8 protein-coding genes are annotated in these 19,221 nt (G+C 68.6%); 2 read left to right on the top strand and 6 right to left on the bottom strand.

Features of this window, described 5'->3' with window-relative positions; genetic code table 11:
- Window positions 1-76: 76 nt before the first annotated feature.
- A complete protein-coding gene (locus HZF05_RS04095) occupies window positions 77-1,360 on the top strand; it encodes a phospholipid carrier-dependent glycosyltransferase (protein WP_246331559.1) in 1,284 nt (427 codons plus the stop codon).
- 124 nt (window positions 1,361-1,484) lie between these two features.
- On the top strand, window positions 1,485-2,330 hold the full coding sequence (locus HZF05_RS04090; RefSeq protein ID WP_160366406.1) for a phosphodiesterase: 846 nt from the start codon (window positions 1,485-1,487) through the stop codon (window positions 2,328-2,330).
- A 105-nt stretch (window positions 2,331-2,435) separates the two neighbouring features.
- Here the strand turns inward: HZF05_RS04090 and HZF05_RS04085 are convergent, their stop codons facing one another.
- The 6 genes from HZF05_RS04085 to HZF05_RS04060 form a co-directional block, all read right to left on the bottom strand.
- A complete protein-coding gene (locus HZF05_RS04085; protein WP_160366405.1) occupies window positions 2,436-3,311 on the bottom strand; it encodes a YitT family protein in 876 nt (291 codons plus the stop codon).
- A gap of 82 nt (window positions 3,312-3,393) precedes the next feature.
- Window positions 3,394-11,406 carry an S-layer family protein gene (locus HZF05_RS04080; RefSeq protein WP_160366404.1) on the bottom strand — a complete coding sequence of 2,671 codons (8,013 nt, stop codon included), beginning with the start codon at window positions 11,404-11,406 and terminating at the stop codon, window positions 3,394-3,396.
- 160 nt (window positions 11,407-11,566) lie between these two features.
- Window positions 11,567-13,348, bottom strand: a complete 1,782-nt coding sequence (locus HZF05_RS04075) for a ShlB/FhaC/HecB family hemolysin secretion/activation protein (protein WP_160366403.1) — start codon at window positions 13,346-13,348, stop codon at window positions 11,567-11,569.
- Between the two features lie 28 nt (window positions 13,349-13,376).
- A complete protein-coding gene (locus tag HZF05_RS04070; RefSeq protein ID WP_160366402.1) occupies window positions 13,377-14,105 on the bottom strand; it encodes a hypothetical protein in 729 nt (242 codons plus the stop codon).
- Window positions 14,092-16,086, bottom strand: coding sequence for an adenylate/guanylate cyclase domain-containing protein (locus HZF05_RS04065; protein ID WP_160366401.1), 1,995 nt, complete (start codon window positions 16,084-16,086; stop codon window positions 14,092-14,094). Before HZF05_RS04065 ends, HZF05_RS04070 begins: the two co-directional genes overlap by 14 nt.
- A gap of 2 nt (window positions 16,087-16,088) precedes the next feature.
- Window positions 16,089-19,136, bottom strand: coding sequence for a CHAT domain-containing protein (locus tag HZF05_RS04060; RefSeq protein WP_246331557.1), 3,048 nt, complete (start codon window positions 19,134-19,136; stop codon window positions 16,089-16,091).
- Window positions 19,137-19,221: the final 85 nt, after the last annotated feature.

The following is a 19,221-nucleotide window of genomic DNA, read 5'->3' as shown; positions in this document are numbered from 1 at the left end:
GAATAGTCCCCGCGCGAGCAGGCGAGGGGCGATGCCGGGGGGCAGCACGACGGAACGCGGATCGATAGGCGCATGGTTGTCGCGGCCATGGGGCGCCGCCTGCCTGATCGGGTCCGTCGCGCAGCTGCTCTTTTCGATCGGCCTGACCACGCCGCACAAGCCGGTGTTCGACGAGACGCATTATGTGCCGGCGGCGCGTGCGCTGCTGGCGCTGTCGCATCCGGTCAACATCGAGCATCCGCTGGTCGGCAAGGAGCTGATCGCGCTGGGGATGCTGATCTTCGGCGACAACTCCCTGGGCTGGCGCCTCTTCGCCAGCGTTGCGGGGACGGCCACGGTACTCGGGCTGTTCGCGATCCTGATGCTGCTGACCGGCCGGATGCGCGTCGCGGTGATCGGCGCAGTGCTGGCGCTGCTCAATTTCTCGCTGTTCATCCAGGCGCGGATCGCGATGCTCGACGTGTTCGAGGCGGCATTCCTGACGTCGGCGATCGCGGCCTTCCTCTGGTCGATGACGGCGCCGCCCGAGAAGGTGCTGCGCCGTTGGGTTCTCGCGGCGGCGTTGCTCGGGCTGGCGATGGGCGCGAAATGGGCGGCGGTGCCGTTCCTCGCTTATGCGATCGCCGCGATCCTGTTCGTGCGCTGGCGCGAAGCGAGGCGGGCGGGCCGGCCTCCGGTCGCGCTGTTCGACATGGCGGAGGGGCCGTATTGGCCCGGATTGCCGGCCGCATCCGCGCTGCCCTGGCTGCTGGCGGTGAGCGTCGGCGTCTATCTCGCCACTTTCCTGCCGGCTTTCTTCTATGCCGATCAGCCGCTCACCTTCGCCTCGTTGCTGTCCTTTCAGGGGCGGATGTATGCCGAGCAGACGCAGGTGCTGGCGCCGCATCCCTACCAATCCTCCTGGTGGAGCTGGCCGCTCGACATCCGGCCGATCTGGTATCTCTACGAGGCCTCGGACGGCGGCGCATGGCGCGGCGTGCTGATGATCGGCAATCCGGCGATCTGGTGGGGTGGGCTCGTCTGCGTGGGCGTCGCGCTGTGGCGCTGGGGGATGGGCGGGCCGGCGAAGGCCTTGCTGCCGGTCGCCTTGTGGGCGGGCGCGTTCCTGCCCTTCGCGCTCATTCCCAAGTCCCTGGGGTTCATCCATTATTACTTCCCGGCCTCGGTCTTTCTGTGTGGCGTGATCGCGACCGAACTGTCCGGCCGGCGGAGCCGCAGGAAAGGCTTCTGGCGCGCCGACACGCTGTTCGTCACGGTGTCGGCGCTGCTGTTCCTCTATTTCTACCCGATCATCTCGGCCTCCGCTCTGCCCGATTCCCAGGCCTTCCATCAATGGATGTGGCTGCCGACCTGGCCCTGAGCGTCTCAAATCGCGCCCCGGTCTTTGGCATATGCTCATGCGATCCTGAGGCAAAGGCCGCACAACCATGCTTTGCGCGGGCGTACGGTGGCCCTATGCATGGGCAAGGGGAGTGCCAGGCCAGATGCTCATCGCGCAGATCAGCGATCTCCACATCCAGGCGGATGCGGCGGGGGACGAGAATAGCGGTCGGTTGCAGCATGTCGTGCGCTACCTGCGCAAGGTGCCGTTCCGGCCGGACATGCTGATCATCAGTGGCGACATGACCGAGGACGGCCTGCCCGAATCCTACGAGCGGTTGCGCGAGATCATCGCGCCGATCGATTGCCCGATTTTGCTGGCCGTCGGCAATCACGATCGGCGCGCGACTTTCCTGTCGGTGTTCCCCGAGACGCAGATCAACGGCGGCTTCGTCCAATATGCCCTCGATCTGGGCGAGCGCCGCATCGTCGTGCTCGACACGCTGGAGGAGGGGAGCGACGGCGGCGCCTTCTGCGAGGGCCGCGCGGCATGGCTGCGCGCGACGCTGGCCGAGCGGCCCGAGGCGGAGACGCTGATCGTGCTGCACCATCCGCCCGCACTGACCGGCATCGGCTGGATGGACATCCATCCGGACGACGCCTGGACGGGCCGCCTCGCGGCGGTGATCCGGGAGGCGCCGCAGGTGGTCCATCTGATCGCCGGGCATGTCCATCGGCCGATCGCGATGGCCTGGGCGGGACGCGTGCTGACCGTCACCAGCTCGACCGCGCCGCAGGTGGCGCTTGATCTGCGCGCGATCGATCCCGAGGCGCCGGACGAGCGCGCGCTGATCGTCGACGAGCTGCCCGGCCTCGCCTGGCATCGCTGGACCGCGACCGGCATCGCCACCCATTTCGATCTGGTCGACGAGCCGATGACGATCGTCCGCTTCGACAGACGCCACCAGCGCATGATCCGCGATCTGACGCGGCTGACGCCTTCGGATTGACCGCAACCCCGTTCGCCCTGAGCTTGTCGAAGGGCTGTCCTTCTTTGTGCGCTGTGGAAAGAAAGGGCAGGGCTTCGACAGGCTCAGCCCGAACGGTTTTCAAATTCAGTGCTGCGATACGCGGCTCAGCACGCCGCCGGACGCTTCCTTGGCCTGTGCCGTCACCACGAAGGCCTTGGGATCGATGCGGTGGATCATGTGCTTGAGGCGCGGCACCTCCAGGCGCGTCACCACCGTGTGGATGATGTCGCAGGGGTGGCTCACCTCGAAGCTGTCGCGCAGGAAGCCACGCTCGCCTTTATAGACGGTGATACCGCGGCCGAAATCCTTGACCAGCCGCGCCTTGATCTCGTCTGCCTCGGCCGAGACGATGGTGACGCTGGTATATTCCTCCACGCCCTCCACCACGAAGTTGGTGGTGCGCGACGCGGCGTAATAGGTCAGCATCGAATAGAGCGCGGTCTCGAAGCCAAGATGGATCGCGGCGACCAGGAAGATCAGGATGTTGATGGCCAGCACGATCTCGCTGACCGTGAAGCTGACATGGCGGCGGGTATAGACGGCGAGCACTTCGATACCATCGAGCGCTGCGCCGCCGCGCATTGCGAGGCCGACGCCCAATCCCATGAACACGCCGCCGAACACTGCAACCAGCAGCCGGTCGTGCGTCACCTGCGGATAGGGGATGACCAGCAGGCACAGGCCGAATCCGGCGATGGCGGCGAAGCTGCGGAGCGCGAAATTGCGGCTGACCAGCCGCGCGCCGAGCGCCACGAACGGCAGGTTAAAGCCCACGATGATGTAGGCGATCGGAATCTCGTAGAATTCGTGGGTCAGCAGCGAGACGCCGGTGACGCCGCCGTCGAAGAAATGATTGGGGATCAGGAAGCCCTTCAACGCGAAGCCCGAGAAGAGCATGCCGATCACGACATGCAGGACGGCAGATATTCTGGCCCGGACCGATGCTTTGGCCGTCGTCATGGCGCCCCCTTACGCTGCGATGCGACATAGCATCAGCGGGCGCGATTCCCCAACAGGCTCATGACCTTGGCGGTTGCCGGTTTTATTTCGGCGGGATGGTGACGGGCGAGGTGCCGGCATTGATGTCGTTCCCGAAGCCGACGACCGGCTCGTCGATCGTGCCGTCGGTGCTGACCTGCACCTTCAGGCGCACCGGCGGATCGTAGATCCGTGTCGGGAAGATGGCGAGCCGGTTGCGGCGGCGATCGAGATCGTCGCGCACAGTGTCCTGCACGCCGCCCTGCGTATCCTGCACCTGACCCTGATGCTGTTCGACCGGTGGTGTGGTCGGAGTGGGCGTCGGCGTCGGAGTGGGCGTCGGGGTCGGAGTGGGCGTCGGCGTCGGAGTGGGCGTCGGCGTCGGAGTGGGCGTCGGCGTCGGAGTGGGCGTCGGGGTCGGAGTGGGCGTCGGCGTCGGGGTGGGCGTCGGGGTCGGGGTGGGCGTCGGCGTCGGGGTGGGCGTCGGGGTCGGAGTGGGCGTCGGGGGCGGAGTGGGCGTCGGCGTCGGGGTGGGCGTCGGGGTCGGAGTGGGCGTCGGGGTCGGGGTGGGCGTCGGCGTCGGAGTCGGAGTGGGCGTCGGCGTCGGGGTGGGCGTCGGGGTCGGAGTGGGCGTCGGCGTCGGGGTCGGAGTGGGCGTCGGGGGCGGGGTGGGCGTCGGCGTCGGAGTGGGCGTCGGCGTCGGGGTGGGCGTCGGCGTCGGAGTCGGAGTGGGCGTCGGCGTCGGGGTGGGCGTCGGGGTCGGAGTGGGCGTCGGCGTCGGGGTGGGCGTCGGCGTCGGGGTGGGCGTCGGGGTCGGAGTGGGCGTCGGGGTCGGGGTGGGCGTCGGCGTCGGAGTGGGCGTCGGCGTCGGGGTGGGCGTCGGGGTCGGAGTAGGCGTCGTCACCTCCTGGCACGGCGCTGTCGCGCCGATCACGCAGCCGTTGGCGGTCGAATTGGGCTTGAGCGTCGCCGCGCCCTGGCCGTTGCTGCCGACCAGCAGCAGACGCGGGCCGACCGCACCGCCGGTGTCGAAGCCGCCCGTGGGCCGCGCGATGCGGCCGTTGATCACCACTTCGATGGGATTGTCGTTGGTCGAGACGATGGTGACGCCGCCAGTACCGGCGGTGAAGCCGGCGCGGTCGTCATGCGCCGCCCCGCCGCTATTCTGCACGTAGACGCCGGTGTTGATCGCGAACTGGATGGTGCCGGCCTGGATATAGCCTGCCGGGTCCATCGCGCCGTCATTCTGATCGAGGATGGCGTTGCGCGCCTCGATCGTGGTGGCGTTGTCGAGCGCGGTCTGGGTCGCGCTGCTCGCCGCGATCACGCGGTCGCCGAGCATCGTCAGCAGGCCGGTGGGGTTGGCGTTGGCGTCCAGCACCTGCACCGATCCGGTCGGCGTCGACAGCACGAGGTCCTTGCCCGCGCCGAGCGTCAGCGTGTTGCTTGCCAGCGCGTTGTGGACGATCAGGTTGCCGACCACGTTCAGCGCGCCGTCGGTGGCGATGGTGAGCTGCCCGGCGGTGCCGGAGAGGTTGCCGATCGGATCGCCGTTCGGACCGGTCCCGGCGCCCGAGCCGACGACGTCGAGATCGCGGACGGTGATGTCGGTCGAGGCGTTGGTGTCGGCGCCGCCCAGCGCGATCACGCCGCCATGGATGCGCGCAAATTCGGCATTGGAGAGGACGAAGCCGCCGCCGCTGTCGTCCCCGCCAATGAACATCCCGTTGTCGTTGGTGCTGCCGATCGTGACCGTCTGTCCGTAGATAGCGGCGGCGGGATCGATCGCGATGTCGCCCGCGACGATGCCGACACTGCCGCCGCGCAGCGTGCCGAGCAGGTGCGCGGTGCCCGCAGCACCGATCGCGAGGCTCTGCGGCACGCTGATCGACGAAAGCGTGACGTCGCCGCCGGAACTGGTGAAGCCGGCAGACGTGCCCGCCAGCGCGTTGTCGACCACCAGATCGCCGACCGAGCTGATGCCGAGCGACCCGGTCGCAGTGACCGAGGCGATGTTCAGGGTGCCCGAGCTGCCGAGCTCGACATTCACGCCCGACGCCGTCACCGGCGAGGGGGATTCGATGCCCAGCGCGGTGACGTCACCGGTCTGTGAGGTGAGATTGAGCGCGGTCGGCGCGCTGATCCCGTCGATCGAGAGATCGCCCACGGTGGTGAGGCGGATGTTCGATCCGTCGCTCTCGTTATCGATGCCGCCGCTGTTGGTGACGGTGAGCGAGCCGAGGTTGGCGGTCTGGCTGCCGATCACGATGTCGTCGCCGGCGGTCGCGACCTGCACCGAGGCGTTGCCCTGGTTCGCGCCCAGCGTGATGTCGTGCACGGCCGAAAGCGTCTGGGCGGTGAGATTGCCCGTCGACGTCATGACGATGCTCGATCCGGCATTGCCATTGACGATGTCGATGTTGCCGCCCGTCACCGTGATCGATCCGCCGCGCGAGCGGATGTCGTTGCCGCTGATCGCGGCATTCTGGGTCGATTCCAGCGTCACGTCGCCAACCGCATCGACGGTGTCGAGCGTCAGCGTGCCGTCGCCCGTGGCGATCGCGCTGACCACGCCGGACTGGGTGGACAGCGTGTCCGCCTTCAGGACGCCCGCCGAGGTCAGGTAGATGCCGGAAACCGCCGAGCCGCTGCTCAGCAGCAGGTCGCCTGTGGTGGCGACGCGGATGTTGGAACCGTCGCTCTCACTGTCGATGCCGCCGCTGTTGGTGGTCTTGAGGGTCGTAAGGTTGGCGCTGTCGGCGGTGATCTCGATATCGTCGCCGGCCGTCGCTGTGTCGAGCGTGACGAGGCCCTGCTTGGCGGAGATGCCGATATCGTGGACCGCCGTCAGGTTGGTCGCGTCGATCGCCCCGGTGGACGCGAGGGTGATGCCGAGGCCGGAAACGTTCTTCACCGTGAAGTCGCCGCCGTTGACGCTGACATTGCCGCCCCGCGAGGCGATACCTGTGCCGGAGATTGCCCCGCCGCTGGTCGCGGTGAGCTGTACGTCGCCGCCGGCATCGATCTGGTCGAGCGCGATCGCCTGGCCGCCCGATGTGCCGGCGACGATGCTGCCGCTGTCGGTGTGCAGCGTGTCGCCGGTGATCGTGCCGGTGGTGGAGGTGAGGCTGATCCCCTGCACCGCGCTGGCGCTGGACAGAGCGATGTTGCCGGTCGTCTGGATGACGATGTTGGAACCGTCGCTTTCGCTGTCGATGCCGCCGGTATTGGTGGTCTTGAGCGTCTTGAGGTCGGTGCTCGCCGCCGAGATGCGGATGTCGTCGCCCGCCGTCGCGGTGTCGAGCGTCACCAGCCCATTGCTCGATCCGATGCCGATATCGTGCACGGCGGTGAGGTTGGAGGCGGTGATGTCGCCGGCGGCGCCGAGCGAGATGCTCGATCCGGCGTTCACGTCGCCGAGCGTCAGCGTCTGGCCGTTGATCGTGATGTTGCCGCCGTTGGAGGTCACGCCCGTCGCATTCACCGTCCCCCCGGTGGCCGTGAGCAGCACGTCGCTGCCGGCGGTGATCGTCGTGATGCCGAGCGTCGCGCCGCTGGCCGACGTGGTCGCCTGGATGGTCCGGCCGGCGGTCAGCGTGTCGGCGGTGATGTTGCCCTGACCCGATGCGAGCGTGATATTGGTGGCGGCGTTGGCGGTGCTGAACGTCAGGTCGTTGGTGGTCGAGACGCTGATGTTCGATCCGTCGCTCTCGCTGTCGATGCCGCCGGTGCTGGTGGTGGTGAGCGAGGTGAGCTTGGCGCTGTTCGCGCTCAGCACGATATCGTCGCCGGCAGTCGCGTTGGCGAGCGTCAGCACGCCCGAATTGGCGGTGATCGAGATGTCGTGAACGGCGGTCACCGTGTCCGCGTCGATATTGTCGAGCGTCGCGGCCAGCGTGATGCTGGAACCGGCGGAGAGATCGCCGAGCTTGAGCGTGCCGCCGTCGATGAAGATGTTGCCGGACGCCGATTTCAGACCATCGACGGTGACGAGCGCATTCTTCTCGCCGTCGATCGTCACGTCGCCGTTGGAAGTGATCGCGGACAGCGAGATCGCGCCGCCCGACGTGCCGATCTGCACGCCGCCGGAGCTGGTGGAGAGCGTGTCGGCCGTGATGCTTCCGCTGACGCTGGTGAGCGAGATTCCGGTGACGGCGCTGCCGCCCGAGAAATTCATGTCGCCCTGCGTGATCACGAAGATGTTGGATCCGTCGCTCTCGGTGTCGATGCCGCCGGTGTTGGTGGTGGTCAGCGTCTTGGCGGTAAGCGTGTCGGAATGGATGACGATGTCGTCGCCTGCGGTCGCGGTGGTCAGGCTGGCGAGGCCGTTGCTGGCTTGGATCGTGATGTCGTGGACAGCCGTCAGATTGTCGGCGGTCAGGTTGCCCGAGGAGGCGAGATCGAGGCTCAGGCCCGAGACGGCGCCGAGGTTCACGGTCGCGGCTTTCACGGTGACGTTGCCGTTGTGCGCGGTCACGCCCGAGGAATCGACGATGCCGCCGCTTTCGGCATCGAGCGCCACGTCGCCCGCCGCCTCGATGCTGGTGAGCTTGATCAGCTGCGGCCCGGACGTGGTGGCGCTGATCCCGCCGGCATGGGTGAGCAGGCTGTCCGCGGTGATCGCGCCGCTATCGCTGTTGAGCGCGATATTGCTGACGGCCTCGGCGGACGTGAGGCTGATGTCGCCGGTGGAGGCGTTGAGGCGGATGTTCGATCCGTCGCTCTCGCTGTCGATGCCGCCGGTGTTGGTGGCCGCGAGCTTCTGGGTGGCGATGCTGGTGGCGCTGATCTCGATGTCGTCGCCGGCCGTGAGGTTGGCGAGTGTCACCGCGCCGGGCGTGTCCTCCACGGTGATGTCGTGAACGGCGGTGAGGTCGCTGCCAATCACGGTGCCGGCGGCGGTGAAGCTGATGGTACCCGCGTTGATGTTCCCCACCGACAGGTTGGTGCCGGCCAGGGTCACACCGCCACCGTTCGAGGTGATGTTGCCCGCGCTGATCGATCCGCCGCCGTCGGCGGTCAGGCTGATGTCGCCCGCCGCCTGCACGGTGGTGGCGGTCAGCAGGTTGGAATTCTGGGTGAGGGCGGAAATGCCGCCCGAATCGGACGTCAGCGATTGTGCGGTGATCGTGCCGTTCGATGCCGAGAGCGTGATGCCGGATACGGCATGCGCATCGGTGATCGTCATCGTGCCCGTCGACGTGGCGGTGATGACCGATCCGTCGCTTTCGCTGTCGATGCCGCCGCTGTTGGTGGTTTTCAGCGTCTGCAGGTCGAGCGTGGCCCCGCTGACGCGGATGTCGTCGCCTGCGGTGGCGCTGGTGAGGGTCACGCCGGCATCCGAATGGATCGTGACGTCGTGCGAGGCGGTGAAACCGTCGCCGCTGACCGGCCCGGAGCCTTCCAGATCGATGTTGCCGGCGCTGATGTCGCCCATGTCGATCTGGCCGGCATTGACGGTGACCGATCCGCCCGCCGTGATGCTGTTCGCCTGCACCGGGCCGCCATTGTCGCCGGTGATGCCGACGTCGCTGCCCGCCTTTATCGTCTGGAGCTTGATCAACCCCGGTGCCTCGGCCGTGATGTGGCCGCTGTCGGCGATGAGCGAGGTCGCCGTGAGCGTGCCCTGGCTCGTCATGTCGATGCTGGTGACCGCGTGCACGTTGGTGAGATCGAGGCTGTCGGTCGCGCTGAGCGCGATGTTCGATCCGTCGCTCTCGGAATCGATGCCGCCGCTGTTGGTGGTGGTGAGCGACTGGAGCGCGAGGATGCGCCCGGTGATGCGGATGTCGTCGCCGGCGGTCGCGCTGGTGAGATCGACGTCGCCGCCGGTGATGGTGATGTCGTGGTTGGCCTGGAAGGTGTCGCCGGTCAGCGTGCCGTTGGCGGTGATGCTGCCGTCCGACGTGATGTCGCCCATGGTCAGCTGGGCGCCGTCGACCTCGACGTCGCCGCCGGCCGTGATCCCGGTCGCGCCGACATTGCCGCCCGTCGACTGGACCAGCAGCGAGCGCGCGGAGTTGATCGTCTTGAGCGCGATCGATCCGGGCGCGGTGACGCTGATCCCCCCGCCGTCGGTCTGGAGTGCATCGGCGGTGATGCCGCCCTGGCCGGTGAGCGCGAGATTGGCGACGGCGTGCGCGCTGCCCAGCGAAAGGTCGCCACCGGCGCTCACCACGATGTTGGAGCCGTCGCTCTCGCTGTCGATGCCGCCGCTGTTGGTGGTGAGCAGGGTGCCCAGCGTCACGCCCCGGCCCGAGATGCGGATGTCGTCGCCTGCCGTCGCGCTGGTCAGGTTGACTTCCTGGCCCGCGGTGATGGTGACGTCGTGATTGGCCGACAGCGTATCCGCCGAGATGAAGGTGGCCGGGGCCAGGCTGATGTTGCCGGCGGTGATGTCGCCGAGCGTCAACCCGCTGCCCGAGACGCTGACCGTTCCGCCCGCCGTGAAAGCGGTGCCGCCGACCTCCGAACTGCCGGCGTTGATCGTGGCATCCCCGGCGACGTTGATGTTCTGGATGGTGAAACCACCGGTGCCGGTCGCGCTGAGGTTTCCCGAGTCGGCGATGAGCGTGCCGGCGTCGATGCCGCCCTGGCTCGACAACGTGATGTTCCTGACGGCGTGCGCGTTCGCCAGCCCCAGCAGGCCGGTGGTGGTGACGCTGATGTTGGATCCGTCGCTCTCGTTGTCGATGCCGCCACTGTTGGTGGTCGTGAGCTGCTGGATGTCGGTGCTGCCGGCGGTGATGTCGACGTCGTCGCCCGCCGTCGCGCTGGTCAGCGTCACCGCGCCGCCCGCGTCGATCGTCACGTCGTGGCTCGCGCTGAGATTGCCCAGCGAGAAGTCGGTGCCGCCGCCGATCGAGATCGAATCGTCGCTGCGGATGTCGCCGGTGCCGGTGGTGCCGTCGGTCTTGATCGTGACCGCGCCCGGCGCGTCGATCTGCTTGAGCGGCACCACGCCCGAGCCGGAGATCGTGACGGTGGACGAGGAGAAGATGTTGAGCGGCGAGGTGATCGTCGCGCCCTGCACCTCGATCTGGCCGGTAGAGCCGAGATTGCCTGGCGTGGGCGACGGATCGCCGCCGGAGATGTCGCGGCCGGCGGAAAGGATCACCTCGCCATTCTCGACGCTGGCCGAGGTCGCGGTATCGAAGCCGAGCTGGCCCTGCACCAGCATGTCGATCGCCCCGGCGCGCGAGACGGCGTCCAGATAGATGCGGTGCGGGCTGGCCGCGCTGGTCGCGGCGGGGCCGATGGTGGCGCCGGTGTGCTGGAGGATCGGGCCATTGGCGTTCGATCCGCTCGTCACCTGGATGTCGAACAGGCCGGCATTGTATCTGATCGTCGCGGCCTCGGCGGCGACGAGCGCGGCCGATCCGTTGACGTAGATCGAACCGCCCTGGTTGATCGTCGGGCCGACCAGGGCGACGTAGCTGCCCGGCTGCAGCGCGTTGATCTCTGCATCCGGCATGATCGTGATGCCGGCATTGGCGTTCGGCGCGGAGGTGAGCGTGAACCTGCCGCTCGAATCGATGAAGCTGCCGCTGTTGGCGTCGACCGAGACGGGGCTCGCGGTCAGGAGCAGGCTGCCGACGTTGAACACCGCGCTGCCCGTCGCGATGATGCCGCCGGGGCTGTAGAACCACACCGCACCGCCCGCCGTCGTGCCCTGCCCGGCGAAGCTCTCGACCAGGCCGCTGAACGAGATCGGGCGGGTGGTGTCGTTCGGGATGACCCGGTTGAGCACGACGTAATTGCCGCCGATCGAATCGAGGCTGTTGAACGTGCCCGTCTTGCCGGAGGGCAGGAAATCGATCGCGCCGGTGCCGTCGACATCATAGGGTGTCCAGTTGATGACCGCGCTGCCGGTGCGCACGGTGATCATGTCCTGATCGGGGGTGCGGTTGATGTCCGCCTGTCCGGCGACCACCACGGGCCGGCCCTGAAAGGCGCCGAAATTGGCGGACGTCTGTGCGCTGACCGGCGCCCCCATCACGGCCAGCGCCACGGTCGCGGCGCAGCCCGCTTTGAGACGGTGCCGCAGCGGCCCGCGCTGTATCCTTCGTCCGGTCATGCCGCCCCGCGCATGCGCGTCCCCCCGTCGATGCGGACAACCGCATCGATGATCGAATGAAAGCCGGCGCTACCAGACTCGACGCTCCGCCCCGCGGATCGTCGCCAATCGATTGAATAGCGGGCGCAATCCGAAAAGAACAGGGCTGTCCGCTCGCGGCTCATGGCACGAACCGCGTCGTGAAGTTGACGAGGACGCGCACGTCGCCGCGCTGGCTTTCGAAGGCGGTGCGGGTCAGCGGGGCGGCCAGCATCAGGTCGAGCCGCGCCTTGTCGCCGAACGCGGTGCGCACGCCGCCGCCGACCGAATAGAGATGCTGCGGATCGTCGGTCGCCGCCAGCCGCCCGCGCGTCCATGTCCAGGCCGCGTCGAAGAACACGAAGGGCTGCACCGCCAGCTTCTTCGGGCCGGACGGCGTCAGCTTGCCGAAGCGCAGTTCGGTCTGCACGCCGTAGCCGCTGTCGCCTATCAGCGCGCCCGGATCGTAGCCACGCCCGACCGTGTAGTTGCCCGCCGAGAATTGCTCGTAGCTGAGCAGCGGATCGAACGCATATTGCGCGCGAGGGCTCATCGCGATGGTGAATTTCGGGTCCGGTCGTAGCTCGATCGTGCCGCCGATGCGGATCAGCCCGCCCTGCGGATCGGCATCGAGCCGGCTCAGCGACGGCAGCGAGAAGCAGCGCAGATAGGGATAGGGGCCGCAATCGTGGCTCGCGCCCAGCGCGTCCAGCCCCTTGCGCACCTCCAGCGATCCGATCAGCCGCCAGCGCGGCTCGTTGGCGGTGTAGCCGTTGGTGGCGCCGAGGCTCGAAGGATCGAGCGTCACATAATCCAGCCGCCCGTAGAGCACGCGCAATTTGTCTTCGGTGAAGGGCAGGCCGCCGAAGCTGAGCTTCTGGTTGACGATGTCGAGCCCGCCCGCGACGCGCAGCGTCTCGGCCTGGCGGCGGATCAGGGGGTAACTCGCCTCGACCGATCCGATCAGAGTGCGCGCCTTGATGGGATCGACCTTGCCGAGATCCGGCCGCGTCCAGGCGTAGGTGAAGCGGCCCGAGAGCGTTAGCCCGCTGCTGCCCGGCCTTATCTCGTATGAACCCTGGGCGACGCTCTGCTCGTGGACGTCGGCGGTGTTGAAGAAGCCGACCACCGCGCGATCGCCCATGCCGATGATGTCGTTGATCTCGGCCGTCACCAGCCCCGACCAGCGACCGACCTGATGCGATCCGTAATTCTGCACGTTCACCGTCACGGCGAAGGGAATGCGCGATACGATGACGTCGCCCACCACCTCGCCCGGCGCGGTGCCCGCGGGGCGCAGCGTCAGGCGGATGTCGTAGCCAGGCAGATCGTCGGCGAGCAGAAGCCGGCGCTCGGCGATCTTCTGGTTGAAGGGCTCGCCGTCCTTCAAGGTGTTGAGATAGGCGGCGATCAGGCTCTCGGCATGGCCGGTGTCGCCCCGCACGTGCACCGCGACCAGCCTGGCGAGCACCACCTGCAGATGGACGACACCGTCGGCGATGCGCTGCGGGGGCACCTGCACGGCGGCGAGCCAGCCCTGCCGGCGCAGGATCGCGGCGGCCTCGTCGCGGACCTCGCAGACGGTGGCGATCGGGACCGTCTGGCCGAGATGGGCGGCGAAGGCCGGGCGCAAAGTCGCCGGATCGATCCCGTCCAGCCCGTCGAACTGAACGTCCTTCAAGGGCACGGTGATCGAGGCGAAGCGCGGATCGGCGAGCGGGCAGGGGCCATGCTCGATATCGCCGGAGACGGTGAGGCGGGATTTCGGGGTCGCCTGCGTCGCGGTGGGGACGCGGTTCAGCTCCTCGCGGGTCGGCGGGGCGACGCCGGTGCCGGGCTGCGGCGCGACCTGCGCCGTCGCCGGCCACGCCGCCGCCAGCGCGATCGCCCCCGCCCAAGTCCAGCCCGCTCTTCGCCCCCTCATACTCTTCCCCCGGACGCGCCCCCGCGCCTTACTGTTGCGACGTCGCCGCGATGAACACGTCGACCTGCGCCTTGCAGCCGTGCGCCGCCATGGTGTTGGCGAGCGCCTGCATGTCGCCGTCCGCCACCGGTGGCACGATCGCGAAGCTGATGTTCGATCCGCCCGCCGGCACGCCCGCGCCGGTGAGGCGATAGGCGCCGCCTGCCGCGACCGGCACCGATTGCGGCCATGCCTTCGTCGTCTGCCCCTTGATCCAGTGGAGCGTAGCGGGCTTGGCCGAAGGGCCGGCGACGGTCATGTCGCCTTCGGTTTCCGAATCCGCGCGCCACAGCGTCACGCCCGTCGCGCTGGTGACGCAGGCGGTGCCGCTCTTCCCCGCATCGACGAACCAGATGTTGGGCTGGAAAGCCGGCCCCGATCCCGGCTCGCCGCGCACCGCCCCGATGCGCGCGCGCCGCTCGGTCCGCGCGCCGGCGAGCGAGGCGAGGCTGGTCGTGCCGCCGCTGGTCACCGCGCCCGCGACGAAGCCACCGGGGCCGGTCAGCGTGCGCGTACCGTGCGCATCGAGCAGCACCAGCTGATCGTTGGCAACGAGCGCGATCTTGGCATTGTCGGGCAGCATCCTGCCCGCCGTGAAGCGCGGCGAGGAGGGGCCGGTCGCGCGCAGGATCATCACGTCCGCGGCGGCGCTCCCCGCCGCGAGGGGCAGTACGAGGCCCAGCATCAGGGTTGGGCGAAGGGCGTCAGTCCAGCGCATAGGTGCCTCCGGGGCCGATTTTCCGTAGTCGATCGAGCAGCTTGGCCAGCGCGATGTCGCTCGGCTGTGTGGCCGCATAGCGCGCGAGATCGTCGAGCGCGGTCAAATCCGCTCCGTCGAAACGCGCAAGAATGTCGACGAGCGTGTCGGATTGTGCATATTCCGCCTCTGTCGCAGGCTCGAACACCGTGATCGGGGTCGATCGCCCGCGCACCGTGATGCGGCCCATCGGTCGGAGGCGCGGTTCGGTCATCCCCGCCGCCGCCTCGGCGCTGACCAGCGCGCGCGTGCCGAGCGTCTTGTTGGCACCCTCCATCCGCGAGGCGGCATTCATCGCGTCGCCGAGCGCGGTATATTGGATGCGCCCCTCGCCGCCGAAATTGCCGACCACCGCCTCGCCCCGGTGCAGTCCGACGCGGGTGCGACCGATCGGCGGCAGGCCGGCGGGGGCGGACGTGCGGAATGCCTCGCCGGCCTCCGCCATCGCGATCGCCGCGGCGAGTGCGCGATCGCCGTCGTCTGGCCGTGCGATCGGCGCGCCCCAGAATGCCACCACCGCGTCGCCGACGAACTTGTCGATCGTCCCGCCATGCGCGAGCACGACGTTGCTCAGCACGTCGAGATAGCGGTTGAGCAGATCGGAGAGCTGCTCCGGATCGATCGCGTGGGTGAGCTTGGTGAAGCCCTCCATGTCGCTGAACAGCGCGTAGATGGTGGTGCGCTCGCCGTGCAGCTTGAGCTGGTCGGGATTCTTCAGGATCGTCGCGGCGACGTCGCGCGGCAGGTAGCGGCCGAGAGCGCCTTGCGCGAACCGCCTCTGCTCGGACCCGACGCCCCGCGCGGCCGATGCGGCGGCGATGTACGCGAGCGTCCAGCCGACCAGCCAGCCGAAGGCGGGCAGGCCCTGGGTGTCGAAGCTCCAATTCTGGAGGCCGACCGGCAGCAGCACGATGACGAGAACGCTGAGGCCAAGCAATGCGGCGATCCGCCATCCGCCGATATCGAGCGAACCCAGTGCCGCACCAGCCAGTACCACCACAAAAGCCAACGCCCATAGCAAGGCGGGGGAAAGCGGCGTGAAGCGGATGCCGTCGAGCCGCTGCGCAAGCATCATGGCGTGGATATCGAGGCCGCTGATGCGCGGATCGGGATCGTTAGCCCTTTTGCCCAGGAGTCGGGTGAGCGGCGTGTCGAACTGATCGATGTCGCTGATCCGGCCGCCGATCAGGACATATCGCCCGGCGATCTGCGGCGCGAGAAACGGCGTTGTCGCTGCATTATCGAGAAATTCGATGGGGATGTAGGTGAATAGCGGATCGTCACCCTGAGGGCGATGAAAGGCGATGCTGCCATAATAGTCCGCGTAGGTGCCGGCGCCGCCCAGCAGGCTGCTCACCAACGTGGGCGGTAGTGTCGGGTCGGCCTTAGGCCAGCTGCGGACGAACTGGTCTTCCGGATCGGCCTCGAGCTTGATGCTGGCGGGATGGACGTTGCTGCCGTCGAGCCGGGCGAACAGGCGGCGCTCGAATGTCTCCTGCCAGCCCTTCATCTCGTCGCCCACGGCGGCGTTGGTGGTGAAACCGAGATAAGTGGGGGTGTGCATCGCCTTGAGGGCGGCAAGCAGTTGCGCATCCTCGGGCTGCGGCTCGTCGATCAGCATGTCGATGCCGATCGCCCTCGCGCCCATCGTGTCGATATGCGCGAGCGCACGGGCAAGCAGTCCCCGATCGAGCGGGGAACGGCGGCCCGTATGCTCGAGCGTGTCGTCATCGTAGACGATCTGGACCAGCCGGGGATCCTGAGGCGCGACGGGCGCGGTGATGACGGCCCGGGCGTCGTACATCCAGCGCTCGGCCTGTTGCGAAAGCGCGACGTGCCAGGAAAGGCGTGCGATCAGGATCGCCGCAACGAGCAGCGCCAGCGTGACCGCGAATCGTCCCCAGCCGATGCGGCCGATCGCCTTGACGGTGTCGGCCCACATCCTCAGTTCGCGCGCAGCACGGGCTTGGCGCCGTCGCCGATCAGCGCGAAGCCCGCCCAGTAGAAGGGGTGGGAGGTCGCCGGCGTCATCATCAGGCGGCGCTGGCCGACGCGCAGCGCCTCGGCGATCGACGTGCCGGGTGGGGCGGTGAACAGGCTCGCGATCAGCCGCTGGGTCGCTTGATAATCGTCCGGCGCCGGCCAGTGACTGGCCAGCACAGCCCGCCCGCCCGCGCCGATGAAGGCGCGCACCAGCCCGTCGAGCGCATTGCCGCCGCCGCTGGTGATGCCCGCCGCCCGCGTCGCGGCGACGTCGGCGGTGCCGGCGGTGTCGCAAGCCGAGAGCAGCACGAGATCGGCGTCGAGATGCAGGCCGTATATCTCGTCGAAGCTCAGCAGTCCGTCCGACTTGCCCGGCCCGAAGCTGGTCAGCAGCGCGGGCGTCGCCGGACATTCGGGGCGCGGTGCGGTGACGAGGCCGTGGGTGGCGAAATGGACGATGCGGTAGGCCGAGAGATCGGCGTCGGCGTCAATCGCGGTGTCGCTGAACGGCGCGTCGGTCACGACATCGGCCCGTCCCGCGCCGATCAGCCTTTGCGCCGTCCGGAGTTCGGCGGGCGAGATCGGATGGTTCCAGGTCGTCATCGGCCAGCGGCAGTCGATCGCGGTAGCCGGCGGCTGATAGGCGGTGAGCCGCAGGAAGGGCGAGATCGGCGCATTGTGGCCGAAGCCGAGATAGGTCTTCGCGGCGGTCGATGCCGGCGTCGCGCGCACGTCGCGGAAGGCGCGGGCGGAAAGCGCGGTGGAGATGTCCACCCGCCCGCCGAGCCAGTCGATCCCGGTCATGTCGAAGGGATCGGCCCTGGCATCCTTGATCCGCGCCTCATAGCGATCGAGGCCGGGCTGGCTCGCGATCAGCAGCGAGATCGGCAGGCGCTGCATCGCGCCGTCCGGCTCGAAGATCAGGTGGCGCGCCTGCAGCAGCGAGGCCGCCGCCGGACCGGCGAGATCGACATAGAGCTGGCGCGCCGCCGCCGCATCGAAGGGGTAGGTGACCGGCCGGCCATTCTCCACGAAGGAGACGGTGGAGCGGATCGCATCCACCCGCTTGCCGAGCTCGGCCGGGCCGTAGGGCAGCGCCCAGGCCTGCGCGTCGGCCGGCGTCACCAGCAGCGCGAAGACCGAGTCGCCGGCGACGGTGAGCTTCCAATAGGCCTCGCCCGGATGGAGCGTCGCGCGCAGATCGGCCAGCGTCAGCGCCTGCGTCGCGATCGCTCGATAGGCGGGATATCGGGCGAGCTTGGCCTGGGTGGCGCTTTGCTCGCTTTCGATCTGGCTGATTTGCAGGCGATCGGCGGCGATGGTGGCGCGATCCTCGGTGGAAGGGTTGTCGAGGGCCGCGAGCCGCGCCAGCTCGACGCGCAGCGCGCTCGCTTGCCGCGCCTCGTTCAGCGACTGGCGGAAGATGCGTCCCGCCTCGCCGGTGCCGGCCGACAGCTCGCGTGCCAACGTCGCCTGCGTATCGGCCACCCCAGGCCGCAGCAGTACCTGCGAGGCGAGGAACAGGTCGTCGTACAGCGCGGGCTGAGCGGGTGCCTTCGCGACCAGCAGCGTGAAATAGGGCTCCAGCAGATTGGACATCGCGCCCGTCGTGCCGCCCGATGCGCCCAGCGAGGCGACGACCGCGCGATAGAGCTTCAAGGCGTCGTCGGTTCGCCCGTGGCGAGCGTAGAAGCCGGCGAGCCGGGCCTGCGCCGCGTTCAGCACCACCGAATCGGGATATTCGATCGCGACCGTCTGGCCTGCCTTCCGGAGCAGCGTCTCGGCCTGGATCATGTCGCCTTTCGCCTCGGCGAGCATCGACTGGTCGGTCATCACCTGCGCGCGCAGCCGGGCGACCGAGGTGACGCGGCCGCCGCGCACCTGATCGAGTGCTGCCAGCGCCTGCACGAAGGCGGCAGCCGCCTTGTCCGGATTCCCCTCCAGCCGGAGGATGGTGCCGCGTACCGCCACCGCCTGCGCGTCGAGGATCGCCATCTTCTCGGCCGGGGTCAGCAGTGCCATCGAGGTGACGCCGAGCTGGCGGGTGAGCGGGCCGCCGTCGTTCATCGCCACGGCAAGGTCGACGTCGATCTCGCTGGCGGCGGGCGCTGTGGGAGATGCCGCCTCGATGGGCGCATCGAGTACCGCCACCGCCTCGTCGAAGCGCTGCTGGTTGAGCAGGTGGAGCGCCCGATAGTTGCGGCGCAGGCGCAGCTCGACCGGGTCGGCGGTCGGGATCAGCGCGACCTGCGCGAACAGCGCATCGGCCTGATCTATGTCGCCGAGATCGGATTGCTGGAGCGCGCGGTTGACGAGATATTCGCCGACTTCCTTGGCCGACGCCGGGTCGTTCGCGCCCGCTTCGGCGGTGCGGCGTAGCAGGGTGTCGAAGAATTCGGCGGCCTCGGCGTAATTGCCGCCATTGTTGCGGCGATAGCCCTCGTCGCGGGCGAGCGCCGGATCAAGGCTGCCGGCCTGCGCGCGGGCGAAGCTGGTCGGGTCGCCGAGCTCGGTGATCGAGATGTCGATATCGCCGGGCACCACCCGATCGGCGGCGAGCGTGCGCAGCCCCAGCTCCAAGGCGGAGCGATAGCCGGCTAGGCCTTCGGCGGCATAGAGCGTGCGGCCGCGGACGGTGCGGAGAAAATCGTAGCCGAGCCCGTCCGGCGCCGAGCAGCGGCGCACGGAGACGCTGCCGGCATCGGCGAGTGTGATCTGCCCCTTGTCCTCGCACTTCAGCGCGGGATCGCGGCGCGAGTCGAGCCGCGCGGCGGGATCGGGCGATCCTTCGCGCAGCGCGTAGAGATGCCCGATCGGCGCGGCGGCGTCGCGGCAGACGATCGCATAGGCGCGATCGAACAGGCCGGGCGCCGCCGGATCGGCGAGTGCGGCCTGGACCTGACAGAGCGTACCTCCGCCGACGCCCAGCCGGAAGCTGTCGGCCATGCTCGGCCGCACGGGCGGCGGCGCGGCCAGCACCGGGCCGGCCACGCAAACCGCCATCGCCATCACTGCGATCCGTAACCCCCGCATATCCGCCGAAACCCCGTTTGCGCGGCCAGATGGTGTTGGATGGATACGCCAAACGACGGGA

This window comes from Sphingomonas chungangi, from assembly GCF_013778325.1.
In the GTDB taxonomy this organism is placed as follows: Bacteria; Pseudomonadota; Alphaproteobacteria; order Sphingomonadales; family Sphingomonadaceae; genus Solisphingomonas; species Solisphingomonas chungangi.
This window is presented reverse-complemented; position numbering and strand designations above follow the sequence as displayed.